Raw genomic sequence first — 12,980 nt, 5'->3', positions numbered from 1 at the left:
CTTATCCAGCTTTCCGCAATACGAAATCATGCGCCACGGGTTTGTTCAACTTCGGCAACGAATCGAGCGACCGCTGCCATTTCCGCCGGATATCCTCCTCTGCCGGCTTGTTCTCCAGGTATTGCAGAAACAGCTTTTTCACATAATCGGTATCCGGTTTGTGCGCATGCGCCGTATCATAGAATTTTCGTACCGTTCCCAGGTTTTTATTATCCGGCAGCTGGTTGATATAACGATGCTCTATCAGGCGCAGCGTCCTTAATCGGCTTTCCAACTCCCAGCTTTGCCGCAGCAGCTCCCTGACTGTCACCGCCTGCCGGTATTGCTGCAAATTACGCAGCCGGCTCAGGTTGATCCCTCTTTCCAGTTCTCCCGAAAAATACTTTCCGATCTCTTCTCCGTCGATGGACAAGATATAGTTACCGGGTTTGATGTAATTGAATTGCAGCACTTCGCGGTTGATACTGTTATCAAAAGCCACGATGTCCGGCACCTCCATCTGATCTTCCCGCAGCGGGAACGGCAAAGCCTTTTCCCTGCAGGTGAAGGAGATCAGTTCATCAGTACGTTTCATGTTGGTAATTTCGCATTGCCGGCTTTTGGATCTGCTGGATGCAGCATCCCTGTCAATCACAATGGTGGACACGATGGCCGGCGCTTTGGTCGCCCGCAAAAATTCCCAGGCCATCAGCAAATGCCCTGTTCCGCCGGGATGCACACGGTCTTTCCCGATGAGGGTGGCTGTGGAATCGGCTCGTTGTACTTCCGCATTGAGATTGCTGAGCATCGTCCAGTAATCCACAACAGTCAGTTTGTCCTTTTCTGCTTCATCTTTGATGAATTCCGCACAGGCCTTCAGCGCATCATTGACGCCAAAGAGGTTGTTGGCAGCGATCTTCGCCGTCTGATCGTAGATGGACGGGGTTTGCAGGATCACGTTAACCCCTTTGTCCCGGAAGACACGGATAACACTGTCCAGATTCTTTTTATATGCAGTCAGCGCTGCCAGCTGCTTTTCCCTGATACCCGGTTCATTTTTCCGCCTGGCATCATACAGTGGCCGGTTCACATCATTCATCCCGATCATGATAACAGCCCATGTGGGGCGATGTACGAGGATATCGCTGTTCATCCGGCGAAGGATGCCGGCAGTGACGTCACCGGAGATGCCGCAGTTGAAGAATTTTACATCCAGGGAAGGAAAACGGGTAGCGTAATACAGCTGGATGTTGTGCCAGTAATCGCCATTATGGGTGATGCTGTTGCCGACGAAGCAGACCCTGTCGCCTTTTTTGAATATTTGTGCATTGGCGGAGAGGGCGCAGACAACTGCGAGTAGTAAGATCAGTGAGCGCATCATTAAAAATAATTAATTGGAGCGTAATTCCTGCGGTTTGTGGAGAGAGAGGGTGTCCGCAGCAGGCGGGAAATCCTGCTTCAGCTGTTCACCGGCAGGGAAAAAGAAGGAGATGCTGCCCAGCATCACAATGATACCAACGGCCACCAGCCATTCAATAAGCCGGTAATCCCTGCCCGGCTCACGTTTCCGCAGTACTGCCAGCTCTTCTTTGGTATCGAGCCGTTCCACGAAATAACGGGCTTCCGTTTCGCGGGCTTCTTCCTGGAACTCCATCCAAAGTTCACGAACATCCTCTTCGGCATCGATCAAATGCTGCAGATAGCGGTCATCTTCCGCGGGGATGATGCCGGTCAGCCTTTCAAGCATCAGTTGCCTGATATGTATTCGCCTGTCAGTCATTCCTACTAATTCACTCAGGGTTAGGGGGATCAGTAAAATGGGTTTGAAGCTTATCTGGTTCTCACAGCAAAAAGTCGATTGTCTGAATAGCTTTCTGAAGTGAAAAGATAATACTTTTTTATGATTTTTTATCTGGCGGGAAACAGCCATACTTCCTCCTTATGCCCAAGGGCGGCTTGCCGCAGGGGTGGAAACAGAACTGACAGAAACCCCGGCCACGCATACCAGCATTTCCACAACAAAAATCCCTGCCGGTAAACACCAGCAGGGACGGTTTGATTGTTTTGACTATAGCTTTACTCGGAAACTTCAATACAATAGGTCGCGCAGCGCCATACTTTCTGAAAGGGCTTGCCATGATGGTCACCGGTTGTTTTATTATCTGTATCGGCCACTTCCACCATATAGCGACCGGGCCAGATCGGCGTGAAGCTGGCGGAGCCGGTGCTGTCGGTCCACAAGGTTTTACCCCAGCCGTTAGGCGCGAAAACTTCCACCTCCTTTGAACCGGCAGCCGCCTGGTTCAGCAATACCTGCAGGGCAATGCTTTCGTTGGCCCGGTAGCTGTCCTTCGCTTTGGTGTACACGCTGATGCGGTTAGGGTTGGTTGTCGCAGCATCACCGCCGGAACTTGTCCCGACCTGTACTACAGCGCTGGAGTGATAATCCAGGCGGCTGCCATGGTACACGTCTTTAACGGTGTGCTGCAACACTACAGTGTACACGCCATCTTCCGTGGGCGTGAAAAATGCTTTATAGTGATCGCTACCCGGTACGGAACTGAGCTTTACCGTCTTTTTACCGGGCGTGATGAGTGTCAGGGTATATGCTTTGGTATCGGAAAACCATTTGTCCAGCGGAGAAATATCCTTGTCCGCATACTCACCGAAGAATATCCTCACCTCCTGGGCTTGTCCTTTTTTGCCCGAGGGGCTTGTTTCTATCCAGAGGGCATGGGCGAAAGCCTGGGAAACAGCCAGTACCATCACTGCCATGAGGAGCATTGATCTGATCATATTTTAATGTTTGTGGCGCAAAGTTATGCCGCACTGCCAGGTTTGCCTGATCGGATCGGGAAAATGAGTTGCGCAAACGGGAAATAAATGGGGCTTTCTACGGCTGTTCTAGCATAATATTTGCTCCGTATCTTCGTTGTAAGGGGTATTCTCCCGAAATTTAACGACCATGAAACTGACATATATGAAAAGGCTGTTTGTTTTGCTGATGCTGATCGTTCCTTTTGCCGCGCAGGCGCAGAAGCTTTCCGAGTCAGCCATTGAGAATATTTCCGAACGGATGGCCCATCAGTTCCAGTTGCGCAACGATCCTGCGCTGGTGTTCGTAACGGAGCAGATGAGCCGCACAGGGTCCGGCGGGCTGGAAGTGGACAAAACGATGATGGAGCTGAAAAAAGACCCGGCCGCCATGGATGCCGCCCTTAAATTCCTGTATCAGTACAGCGATGGCAACCGGCAAACGCTGATCGCCAATCTCAGGGCCATGAACATCTCTTCCGGCAACGTATATCCCATTGCTACCTATGTGGTGAACAAGTTCAAAGGCGAAGCGAAGGAACTGCAGGAAGAAAAGGCAGAATTGTACCGCATCGGTGCGATACCCAAGGTCACTTCCGTAATGGTAGCCCCTCCCGCAGCACAGCCGGGGAATGTGACCACCGTCAATACAGCAACGGCCGTTCCCGCTGCCGCGGGAGCAACAGGCACAGCGACCGCCGCTGAGCCCGAAGATACCCGGAACTGGGACGTACGGGCCGTATTCGCCCTGCAAAGGCCGGACGACCTGGTCAATCTGTACGGAAAGGAAAACGTCGTATTACGCGGCGTTTCCGATCTGGATGGCAATGATGCCGGCAAGGCCTGGGTGGTGTATCCGGACACGAATAATGAAATGGAAGTGGTCTTCCGCAAGGATTCCACCAAAACCATCACCTTCGGCATGGAAAACAGCAAATGGAAATCACCCTTCGGTATCAAACCCGGTGACCCCATAGAAAAAGTAGTGAAGATCAATACCCGCTCCTTCCGCGTTAATGGTTTTGAATGGACCAATGGCGGGATCGTGGACAGCTGGGAAGGCGGGGCGCTGGACAAGAAAGGGGTGAACATCCTCTTCAAAGCGATCAACAGCGGCGATCCCGATCTCTACGATAAATTTACCGGCGATACCAAATTCAAAGCGGACAACTCCGGTGTAAAGAAACTGGGAGTTGTAGTGGACAAAGTGGTGTTCACCACCTATCAATAACTGGTCATCACCTTGATGGCCTGGCGGGGAAAATCCGCCATCAGGGAAGCTAATTCATCAAAAGACACCCGGTGCGTGATCCATGCCGCCGGGTTTATTTTTTTTGAGCGGATGGCATTGGTCACCTGCTCGAAATCCTCCCGTGTGGCGTTCCTGCTGCTCATCACAGCCCCCTCCCTTTTATGCAGTTCCGGGTGGCTGATGCTGATATCCGCTTTCTGCAGGCCAACCAGCACATAACGGCCCCCATGCGCCAGGTATTGCAGGGCGTTATTGATCGCAGCGAGATTGCCGCTGGCATCGATCACCACATCGAAAGCAGCACTCCCCAGTTGGTCCGGCATGAGCGTTCGCACACCGGTATGCTGCCCGCAGAACGCCAACCGTTCTGCATTGACATCGGTTACAGTAACCACGCCACCGGCGATCTTCGCAAATTCCGCCAGGCCCACCCCGATGGGGCCTGCACCGGTGATCAGCACGCTTTCCCCGGGGCGAACGGCCGCCCGGCGGATGCCATGCGCGCCAATGGCGAGAGGCTCCACCAGCGCCAGCTCATCGTAACTCAGCGCTTCTCCTTTTACCAGCGATGCCGCCGGCACGGACAAATATTCCACCATTCCGCCATCCACATGCACGCCACAGACCTTCATCCGCACGCAGCAATTGGTTTTGCCCTGCAGGCAGGCATGGCATTCACCACAGTGAAAATAGGGAATGAACGTTACCCGTTCGCCGGGCATAAAACCTTCCGCCCCGCCGGTTTCCACCAGGTCCGCCGCCAGCTCATGGCCCAGTATGCGGGGGTATTCGAAATAAGGCTGGTTGCCGGCATAGGCATGTACATCCGTCCCGCAGATGCCGGTGCGGCGGATACGGAGAATGGCCCTGCCGGCTTCAGGCTCAGGGGGCGCAGCTTCCCGGTATGCCATGTGACCGGGGGATGTACAGATCAGTGTCTTCATTGGGAAAATTGTCAAAATAATACAATGACCGCTTTGGACGATCTCAGGCGGCCTGCCTTGAAAAACAATGCAGCCCTACAAACCTATCATCATGCAACAGCAAAATTCAGCGCTTTCCATCCAAAGAATTGCATTATATTAACATCAGCTTTTTACGTTATGAAACCGGTACTTCGACAAGTTACACATTCACCTGAATATTCCTTTGTAGTAAGGAAGGACGCTGGGGACGACATGCTCAACACCTGGCATTACCATGCAGAGATCGAGTTCCTGTACATCCGCCGCAGCGCGGGCACCTGGCTCGTAGGCGATCATATCGGGCATTTCCAGAGCGGGGATGTGGTGCTGACGGGCGCCAACCTGCCCCATTGCTTCCGGCACGAAGCGGATCATATCCATCATGGAGAAACTATTTGCGTGAAGTTTCTGCCGGAGATACTGGGCGATCATTTCCTGCAGCTGCCCGAAACCAAAGCCATCCGTTCCCTGCTCAACAAGGCCGGTACGGGGCTGCAACTGACCGGGAGCATCAAGGAGCAGGCGGCTAAACTGATCGAGACGATGCTGACGGACAGCCCCGGCCAAAAACTCGTGCATCTGCTGCAACTGCTGCAGGATGTATCAGAGAGCAGGGACTGCGTTCCGCTCTCTTCCAAAGGTTTCATACAATCTCCCGGCAGCAGCGATGAAGAACGTGTGCGCACCATTTTCGAATATACCATGAAACATTACCATGAACGGATATCGCTGGACACCGTAGCTTCCCTGCTGAATATGACACGGCCTTCCTTCTGCCGGTTCTTCAAAAGCAAAACAAAAAAAACCTATGTGGAATTTCTGATGGAAGTCCGCATCGGTTATGCCTGCAAATTATTGGTGGAAGACGAAAAAAATGTGGCGGAGATCGGCTATGAATGCGGATATAATAACATTTCCCATTTCAATCACCAGTTCAAGAGCATCACCGGCAAACGGCCGCTGGAATACAAGCGCGACTATCTTGAGCAGAACAGCTAAGGACATATTGCTTATTTTCGCAGGATGGACCTATTGGGAAACAAGATCAACAGACTGCTGGTGAAGATGGGAAGATACCGGTCAAAATACACCTCACACCGCAACTTCCTTATCCTGCTCAGTTTTATCGTAGGCGTAATTGCCGCGCTGGCAGCCGTTTTACTCAAACTCACGGTACAATTCTTCGAACACCGGGCGGAGAACATGAATGACTGGATGAACAGCAACTGGCTTTCCGCCATGCTGCCCCTGCTCGGAACAGGCATTTCCTTTCTGCTGCTTACCCGTTTTTTCGGGAACAGGCTCAGCCGGGGCGTAGGATTTATCATTCACAACATAATTACCAATAAAGGCCGGATAGAAAAACGGCATACTTACGGGCATATCCTGACCAGCGCCATCACCGTGGCATTTGGCGGCAGTGTGGGACTGGAGGCGCCTATTGTGGCCACCGGCGCTGCCATCGGCTCCGCTACGGGGCATGACCTGCGGCTTGCGCCCAAGGACGTTATCCTCCTGCTGGCCTGCGGCACAGCAAGCGGTATCGCCGCTGTATTCAACAGCCCTTTTGCCGGGATCATCTTTGTACTGGAAATTTTCCTGCTTGATTTTTCGATACCTTTTTTTATTCCGCTGCTGATCTCCACCGCTACGGCCACGGTTATTTCGCAGATCATGTACCCTGGCAAGTTCTTCTTCATTGCCAGTGAAAGCTGGAACATGCAGGCCATCCCATTCTATATTTTGCTGGGGGTGTTATGCGGACTGGTTTCCGTGTACATCACCCGGTCCGTGGATTTTATCGAAGGCTATTTCGAAAAACGGCAGATGAACTGGAAGAGTTGGCTGATCGCGGGCCTTCCGCTTTGTATCCTGATCTTCTTTTTGCCGGGGCTATACGGCGAAGGATATTCCACGGTGACCAGCCTTCTGCAGGGGGATTATGCTTCCATCACCGCGCATTCCCTGCTGCAATCCTACAGCCAGCATGCCTGGGCTATTATCCTGATGACGGTGCTGCTCCTTGTTTTCAAGGTGGTCTGCTCCTGCCTCACTATCAGCGCCGGGGGGAATGGCGGTATCTTTGCGCCTTCCATGATCACCGGCGGCCTGGCGGGTTTCCTGTTCTCTTACCTGGTGAACCTTTCCGGCGCTTTCCAGCTCAATACGCCCAACTTCATTATTACGGCGATGGCAGGCGTACTGGCCGGCGTGATGCATGCGCCGCTTACCGCGATCTTCCTGCTGGCGGAGATCACGGGAGGATATAAACTGTTCATTCCGCTGATGATAGTTACCGCTATTTCCTATTTCATCACCCGGAAATATGTGAAACATTCCGTGTATCACAAATCACTGGTGGAACGCAAGATATTGACGGACACTTCTGAGAGCGATCACTTCTAAGCGCCGAGGCCCGCCGGTGAAGCGCCGGATATCGATGAACAAGCCGGGAAATGCGCGTTTCCCGCGCTTAACGTTCGATGATCAGGCGCACTTCCTTGAAGTTCGTTCTGGCCTTGACCCAATTCTTCAGCCGCTCCTGGTCCTCACGGGATAGATTGCGTTTGGTTTTCAGCACGGCCATGACCACGGTGTCCTGTTTCTTTGCGGCAACGTTCACCATCCCCATTTTAGCCAAACCGAACTCGGTAACAGCGGGCTGGAATGACTGTACCTCGCGGGACAGGTCCTGCAGCGGGAACTGTGCGCTTCTGGATTTTATCAGCTCCTGTTGCAGAAAGGCGATCTGTTTGTCTTTATTCTCCAGCAGCAGGGTATTATTCCGGTAAAGGTCTTCCAGGATGGATGAACGGAAGGCGGTGAGGTCCGTTTTGCTGGGATCGTTCAGTCCCTGGCGGATATTCAGAGTAGCCTGGGCCAGGCCGTAGGCCGGCAGTTTCCGCTTGACAGCCATCAGCAAAACACTGTCAACAGGTTCGCCCAGCAGCAGTACCTCGATCTTCTTTTCATTGGCATCTACATGCCGGGAGATCACCTGCGTATTATCGAATACTACTTCTTCCTGAATGAATTTTACGGCATTATTGGTAAAAATGCTGCGCTGAACAATACGGTATCCCAACCATATGCTGGGGATGGCAGTAAACACTGCCACCATCCACACATATCGCCTTACTTTGGTCGCCCTCTTCTGGTCCACCCACTGCTTGGCGGGTATCTTCAGGAAGCGGACGATAATGAAGGTAGCGAAACAGATAAAGACGCTGTTGATGAAAAACAGGTAGAAGGCGCCGAGGAAGTACACCCATTGGCCGCTGGCGAGGCCGTAGCCTGCTGTGCACAATGGCGGCATGAGGGCGGTAGCGATAGCTACACCCGGCACTACGTTGCTTTTTTCCGTGCGTGTGGCGCCAACGATCCCGGCAAGGCCGCCAAACAAAGCTATCAGCACATCCCAGATTGTAGGGGATGTTCTGGCCAGCAATTCAGACTGTGCATCTGCCAGCGGGGAAAGGCTGAAATAAAAGGTACTGGTGATCAGGGATATCACCACAGCGATGGCCAGGTTCTTCAATGCCCGTTTAATGAGATCGAAGTCCAGCGTTCCCACGCCAAAACCTACGCCGATGATCGGCCCCATCAGCGGCGAGATCAGCATCGCGCCGATCACTACAGCGGTAGAGTTCATATTCAGCCCGATGGAGGCAATGAACACCGCAAAGATCAATACCCAAAGGTTGGTGCCCCGGAACTCAACTCCCTTGTGCACATTCTCGGTGATCTCCTGTTCTTCTGCACGGTCCTCGTCCAGATTGAAAATATGTCTCAGGAAAACCAGGAAACGTTTAACCATAAGCGTTGTTTTGGATAACAGTTGTGCTGCAAAAGTACTGAATAGTTGAATGAATACCAGCCATTTACCGGAGAGTGGCCGCGGGGGTCAAATAAAAAGGCCCGGTAAACACCAGGCCTTTGTTGAGCATGAGATATTGTTACAGCGAATTATGTAAAATTTGAAAGCCCAAAGTACAACCGGTGATTAAACTTAATGTAAACAGAAAGTTACCTTCCCGTTAAATCTATGTAAACCGGGAGGCGGATCTTAACCGGCAGGGCCGAATTCCCGGTTGCATGGGGCCAACAAAAAAGAGGCCCGAAAGATGAAATGCCCAAAAAAAGTTAGACACTTTTGGGGGGCACCACAAAGATCGATATGCCTCTTTTTATTCGTGTTCCTGATGGAGATAATTTTCGTTTACGCGATTTTCAGGGGCTAAATTTTACTTTTAAGTCCCCTCTTTATGGCATTATTTAACGGCTATTTCAACTTGTAGACCTCGCTGCCCCCGAGCAGGAAGCAACCCAGCCCGTAATCCTCAAAATCCGGGATCTTGTCGTAAGTCACCGGTTGCCCGTCCTTCGGTTCTTTGCCGGTGCTTTGCACCCAGCCGAGTTTCCCGTCAGGATGCACACAGTCTTTCACCAGGGCGTTCCAGGCTTTGATCACCACGGGCAGGTAGGTTTCCCGGTCGATAATATTGTTGTTGATGCCCCAGGCCATGCCGTACACGAACAGCGAGGTGCCGGTCAGTTCCTTTCCGCCGTAGTTCCCGGGGTCGTGCAGGCTGGCATTCCAGAACCCGTCTGCGCGTTGCAGCGGCAGCAGGGCTTCCAGCAGGTCTTTGTAATCCTGCAGATATTCCGCATAATGCGGGTCCGAAGGCGGAAGCTCAGCCAGCGTCCGCACAAGCGCCGCCACTACCCAGCCGTTACCGCGGCTCCAGTAGCAGTCTTCCCCGTTCGGTTCGGTATAGGGAGGATCAAAATCCTTGTCCCGCCACCAAAGGTGGTCCACGGGATTATAGAGACCATTGTCCCCATGCCGGTATTTCGTATAAGCATACATGTCGTACATGCGGGAAAAATAGCTGGTATCGTTGTACAGCACTCCCAGTTTCACGAACACCGGCATTGCCATCTGCAGCGCATCTATCCACCACCAGTCATCGATCTTTTGTGAAGCCGTCATATTATCCATACAGGCTTTGATATCGCGGATGCGCTCTTCTTTCCTGTCGATCAGGTACAGATCGATATAGGTCTGTCCGCAGCACTGGTTATCCGCGTTCCGCACCTGGGTACCACCCCAGAGGCCCCATTTGTGGCTTTCGCCCCATTGTACAGCGTATTTGTACCAGGTTTTCTTTTTATCGATGCTGTAAAGCGCCATCAGCCCTTCGTAATACACCGCCCTTGTCCACAGATTGCTCGGGCGTTCTTTTTTGACGAAGGTGGGCTTTCCCGGGTCGGGCCATTGCTGCATGAAGTATTTGTTGGCGAGCCGCATCGCGGCGAGTGTTGCTTTCTTTTTTATGAGGCGCGGCGGCGGCAGAAGGTACTGGCCCATTGGCTGTTTCAGTGCCCCGGACAATATCTTCGCATTCAGTTCCGCACCCGCTTTGCCGGTATGGGTATGATCTCCGTGGAATAGTGTCTTTACTTTCTCTGCGCCCAGTATTTCGTAACGGTCGGCCACCAGGTGGTTGAGATCGATGAAATATGCGCCACCGGCTGCGGCCGCCTCTTTCGCCCATTTTCCGTAATTGTTGTCCGCCCGGCTGACCCGGCCGTTCTGCCAGCGGTCCCGGGGAATGGGGGAGCAAACGATGGGGATGGCGCCTTTGGCCTTTGCATCGGCAATATACTTCCGCATGTACCAGCCGTAGGTGTGTACCACTTCCTGCCGTTTCCGGATGGGGTTGTAGATCTCCCGGCTTTCTTCCCCGGTGCCGCGGATACTGCCGCGCGCACGGGCGGTATCGTCCAGCGGGCCACTGTCATTATGCCCGAACTGCATGATCACGTAGTCGCCTGCACGAAGATCATTCAGTATCCTTTCCCAGCGGCCTTCCGTAATAAATGTGCGGCTGCTTCTGCCGCCGATGGCCTGATTGCTGATATTGATCTTTGTGGTATCAAAATACTGATGTATCAGGCTACCCCATCCCCATTGCCCGTTCTTTCCGCTGCCATCGCCGTTTCTCACAGTAGAATCGCCAATGATGTAGAGCGTTGGTTTGGGTGTGATAAAGGATGTGCCGGTTGCCAGGAGCAGCAGCAATAGCAATTGTCTCATGTGTTCATTTTTTTATGATATGGATATCGGGTTTCGGTGGTTGTTTCATGCCTTCGCCCATATGGAAGCCGGTATGCGGCGGCTGATTATAGGCCACATTCTGCCATACGATGCTAAGGCGGTATTGCGGGTCCTGCATCAGGGTGTAGAATTTTCTTTCTGTGGGAATGGTGGTGGAGAATATCCGCAGTTCGTTGTTGTCGCGCGTGCGGTAGATCACCTCCTCCCGCCAGTCCCCCAGTATGTCGGCAGACAATACCGGATTGGCTTTTGTGCCGTTGTTATGTACACAATCGTAGTCCCTCGCGTTGAACAGGGGAACCGATCTGCTATTTTCATAATCCCATTTATCGATGCGGGTGCCGTTGAGTATTTCGCGTAAAACATCGCCATCCCAGAAGATGCCCATATTGCAGGCGGGTGTGCGGTCGGATATTTTGTTGCCCTTTGCGTCGAACATACCGGTGATACCGGCGCCAGCCACCCAGCATTCGTAGCCGGGATAGCGCGGGTCTACATCCAGCGCCAGGCCGCGGCCCGGCCCTTCCCCGTCATCTCCGGCCCTGATGGATGCTTTTTTCCAGATCACTTCGCCTGTTGCCGCATCGCGGAAGCTGGCGCCGGCATCATCGAAGCGTTCCTGAATGTCAAACACTTCCAGACCCGGGCGTTCAGGGTCCAGGTCCGACACATGCAGCGCGTCGCCATGCCCCAGTCCGGTGGAATACAGCCCTTTGCCGTTATCGTCTATGGTCATGGCGCCGTACACGATCTCGTCTTTCCCGTCCCCGTCCACATCAGCCACGGTAAGGTTATGATTGCCCTGCCCGCGGTAAGCGCGGTTGCTTCCGCCGGGTTCATCACTGTCGAAGGTCCAGCTATGGGTGAGTTTGCCTTCCCGCCAGTTCCAGGCACTGAGCACAGTGCGGGTGTAATACCCCCGTGCCATAACCAGACTGGGCGTTTTGCCATCCAGGTACGCTACGCAGGCGAGGAAACGGTCCATACGGTTTCCGTTGCCATCTCCCCAGAGCGCTCTCATGTCGGCAACCGAGGGTGTTAATGTTGAAGGGTGACGGGGAGGGATGTAATCCGTAGTTGCCAGCTCGGCGCCGGTGAGACCGTCGAACACCGTCAGGTATTCGAGGCCGGACAGGATGAATCCCCGTTCATTCCGCCAGTCCTTTGTTGCATCGCCGATCACTTTCCCCTTACCATCGATAGTGCCATCCGCTGTTTTCATGGCCACTTCCGCCCGGCCATCCCCATCCAGATCATACACCATGAACTGTGTATAATGCGCGCCTTCGCGGATGTTCCTGCCAAGGTTGATCGTCCATAACAAGGTCCCATCCAGTTTATACGCCTGAAAAACCGGCGGGTCCGTCATACCGGCCTGTGAATTATCCTTGCCTCTGCCGGCCTGATGCAACACGATCTCGTATGTGCCGTCACCATCCAGGTCTGCTACGGAAGCATCGTTGGGCGCATACCCGGCGGGAGTCTGCAGCGGAATGGAAAAATAGGGCTGGCCACCCGCAGGTTTTTCATAACTGCCGCTGCCGCGTTCTTTACGGTTTACGACAGCCTTCACTTCATAGCGATAATGCTTTGCTGTATCAGCTTCCGCATCTTCCCACCAGGTCACTTTTGTGATTGGTTTTTTATTCAGCTTCCTGCCGGAACGGTAGATATTGAAAGCGGTGTTATCCGCATCTGTTACCAGCCATCGCCAGCTGACGAAATTGCCGCCGCCGGGCCGGGCAATGGCCACGACCCCACGGTCCAGGTACTCCATTTGCCTTTGCCCCATACCGGTCCCGCAGAGGAACAGGCAACAGCATAACATCGTGATCTGTTTTTTCATGGG

General features: G+C 53.1%; 10 protein-coding genes. 3 read left to right on the top strand and 7 right to left on the bottom strand.

Annotation, left to right across the window (positions count from 1 at the left end; translation table 11 throughout):
- Position 1: 1 nt before the first annotated feature.
- From FW415_RS07875 to FW415_RS07865, 3 genes are all read right to left on the bottom strand, one after another.
- Positions 2 to 1,360, bottom strand: a complete 1,359-nt coding sequence (locus tag FW415_RS07875; protein ID WP_148383719.1) for an SGNH/GDSL hydrolase family protein — start codon at positions 1,358 to 1,360, stop codon at positions 2 to 4.
- A gap of 9 nt (positions 1,361 to 1,369) precedes the next feature.
- Entirely contained in the window at positions 1,370 to 1,759 is a 390-nt protein-coding gene (locus tag FW415_RS07870; protein ID WP_148383718.1) for a hypothetical protein, read from the bottom strand.
- A gap of 296 nt (positions 1,760 to 2,055) precedes the next feature.
- Positions 2,056 to 2,775 carry a DUF4198 domain-containing protein gene (locus tag FW415_RS07865; protein WP_148383717.1) on the bottom strand — a complete coding sequence of 240 codons (720 nt, stop codon included), beginning with the start codon at positions 2,773 to 2,775 and terminating at the stop codon, positions 2,056 to 2,058.
- Between the two features lie 169 nt (positions 2,776 to 2,944).
- On the opposite strand from FW415_RS07865, the gene FW415_RS07860 reads away from it, so the two are divergent.
- Positions 2,945 to 4,024 carry a hypothetical protein gene (locus FW415_RS07860; protein ID WP_148383716.1) on the top strand — a complete coding sequence of 360 codons (1,080 nt, stop codon included), beginning with the start codon at positions 2,945 to 2,947 and terminating at the stop codon, positions 4,022 to 4,024.
- Here FW415_RS07860 and FW415_RS07855 read toward each other — a convergent pair.
- Positions 4,018 to 4,989, bottom strand: coding sequence for a zinc-binding alcohol dehydrogenase family protein (locus FW415_RS07855; RefSeq protein WP_148383715.1), 972 nt, complete (start codon positions 4,987 to 4,989; stop codon positions 4,018 to 4,020). The genes FW415_RS07860 and FW415_RS07855 overlap by 7 nt on opposite strands.
- A gap of 159 nt (positions 4,990 to 5,148) precedes the next feature.
- Here FW415_RS07855 and FW415_RS07850 point away from each other — a divergent pair, with 159 nt between their 5' ends.
- Positions 5,149 to 6,009: an AraC family transcriptional regulator gene (locus FW415_RS07850; RefSeq protein ID WP_168208727.1), complete on the top strand. Its 861-nt coding sequence runs from the start codon at positions 5,149 to 5,151 to the stop codon at positions 6,007 to 6,009.
- Between the two features lie 24 nt (positions 6,010 to 6,033).
- The gene (locus FW415_RS07845) at positions 6,034 to 7,416 is read left to right on the top strand and encodes a chloride channel protein (RefSeq protein ID WP_148383713.1); all 1,383 of its coding nucleotides are present in this window, start codon (positions 6,034 to 6,036) and stop codon (positions 7,414 to 7,416) included.
- Between the two features lie 67 nt (positions 7,417 to 7,483).
- Here FW415_RS07845 and FW415_RS07840 read toward each other — a convergent pair whose 3' ends face one another.
- From FW415_RS07840 to FW415_RS07830, 3 genes are all read right to left on the bottom strand, one after another.
- The gene (locus FW415_RS07840; protein ID WP_148383712.1) at positions 7,484 to 8,827 is read right to left on the bottom strand and encodes a TIGR00341 family protein; all 1,344 of its coding nucleotides are present in this window, start codon (positions 8,825 to 8,827) and stop codon (positions 7,484 to 7,486) included.
- A 465-nt stretch (positions 8,828 to 9,292) separates the two neighbouring features.
- Positions 9,293 to 11,110 carry a glycoside hydrolase family 88 protein gene (locus tag FW415_RS25335; RefSeq protein ID WP_148383711.1) on the bottom strand — a complete coding sequence of 606 codons (1,818 nt, stop codon included), beginning with the start codon at positions 11,108 to 11,110 and terminating at the stop codon, positions 9,293 to 9,295.
- A 4-nt stretch (positions 11,111 to 11,114) separates the two neighbouring features.
- Positions 11,115 to 12,977, bottom strand: coding sequence for a rhamnogalacturonan lyase (locus FW415_RS07830; RefSeq protein ID WP_305764228.1), 1,863 nt, complete (start codon positions 12,975 to 12,977; stop codon positions 11,115 to 11,117).
- Between the last annotated feature and the right edge of the window lie 3 nt (positions 12,978 to 12,980).

The organism is Chitinophaga sp. XS-30 (assembly GCF_008086345.1).
Lineage (GTDB): Bacteria > Bacteroidota > Bacteroidia > Chitinophagales > Chitinophagaceae > Chitinophaga.
This window is presented reverse-complemented; position numbering and strand designations above follow the sequence as displayed.

Excerpts from the sequence above, each read along its gene's own strand:
- FW415_RS25335 (WP_148383711.1), bottom strand. The coding sequence starts at position 11,110 with ATGAGACAATTGCTATTGCTGCTGCTCCTGGCAACCGGCACATCCTTT.
- FW415_RS07875 (WP_148383719.1), bottom strand. The coding sequence starts at position 1,360 with ATGATGCGCTCACTGATCTTACTACTCGCAGTTGTCTGCGCCCTCTCC.
- FW415_RS07865 (WP_148383717.1), bottom strand. The coding sequence starts at position 2,775 with ATGATCAGATCAATGCTCCTCATGGCAGTGATGGTACTGGCTGTTTCC.
- FW415_RS07860 (WP_148383716.1), top strand. The coding sequence starts at position 2,945 with ATGAAACTGACATATATGAAAAGGCTGTTTGTTTTGCTGATGCTGATC.
- FW415_RS07830 (WP_305764228.1), bottom strand. The coding sequence starts at position 12,977 with ATGAAAAAACAGATCACGATGTTATGCTGTTGCCTGTTCCTCTGCGGG.
- FW415_RS07870 (WP_148383718.1), bottom strand. The coding sequence starts at position 1,759 with ATGACTGACAGGCGAATACATATCAGGCAACTGATGCTTGAAAGGCTG.
- FW415_RS07845 (WP_148383713.1), top strand. The coding sequence starts at position 6,034 with ATGGACCTATTGGGAAACAAGATCAACAGACTGCTGGTGAAGATGGGA.
- FW415_RS07840 (WP_148383712.1), bottom strand. The coding sequence starts at position 8,827 with ATGGTTAAACGTTTCCTGGTTTTCCTGAGACATATTTTCAATCTGGAC.
- FW415_RS07855 (WP_148383715.1), bottom strand. The coding sequence starts at position 4,989 with ATGAAGACACTGATCTGTACATCCCCCGGTCACATGGCATACCGGGAA.
- FW415_RS07850 (WP_168208727.1), top strand. The coding sequence starts at position 5,149 with ATGAAACCGGTACTTCGACAAGTTACACATTCACCTGAATATTCCTTT.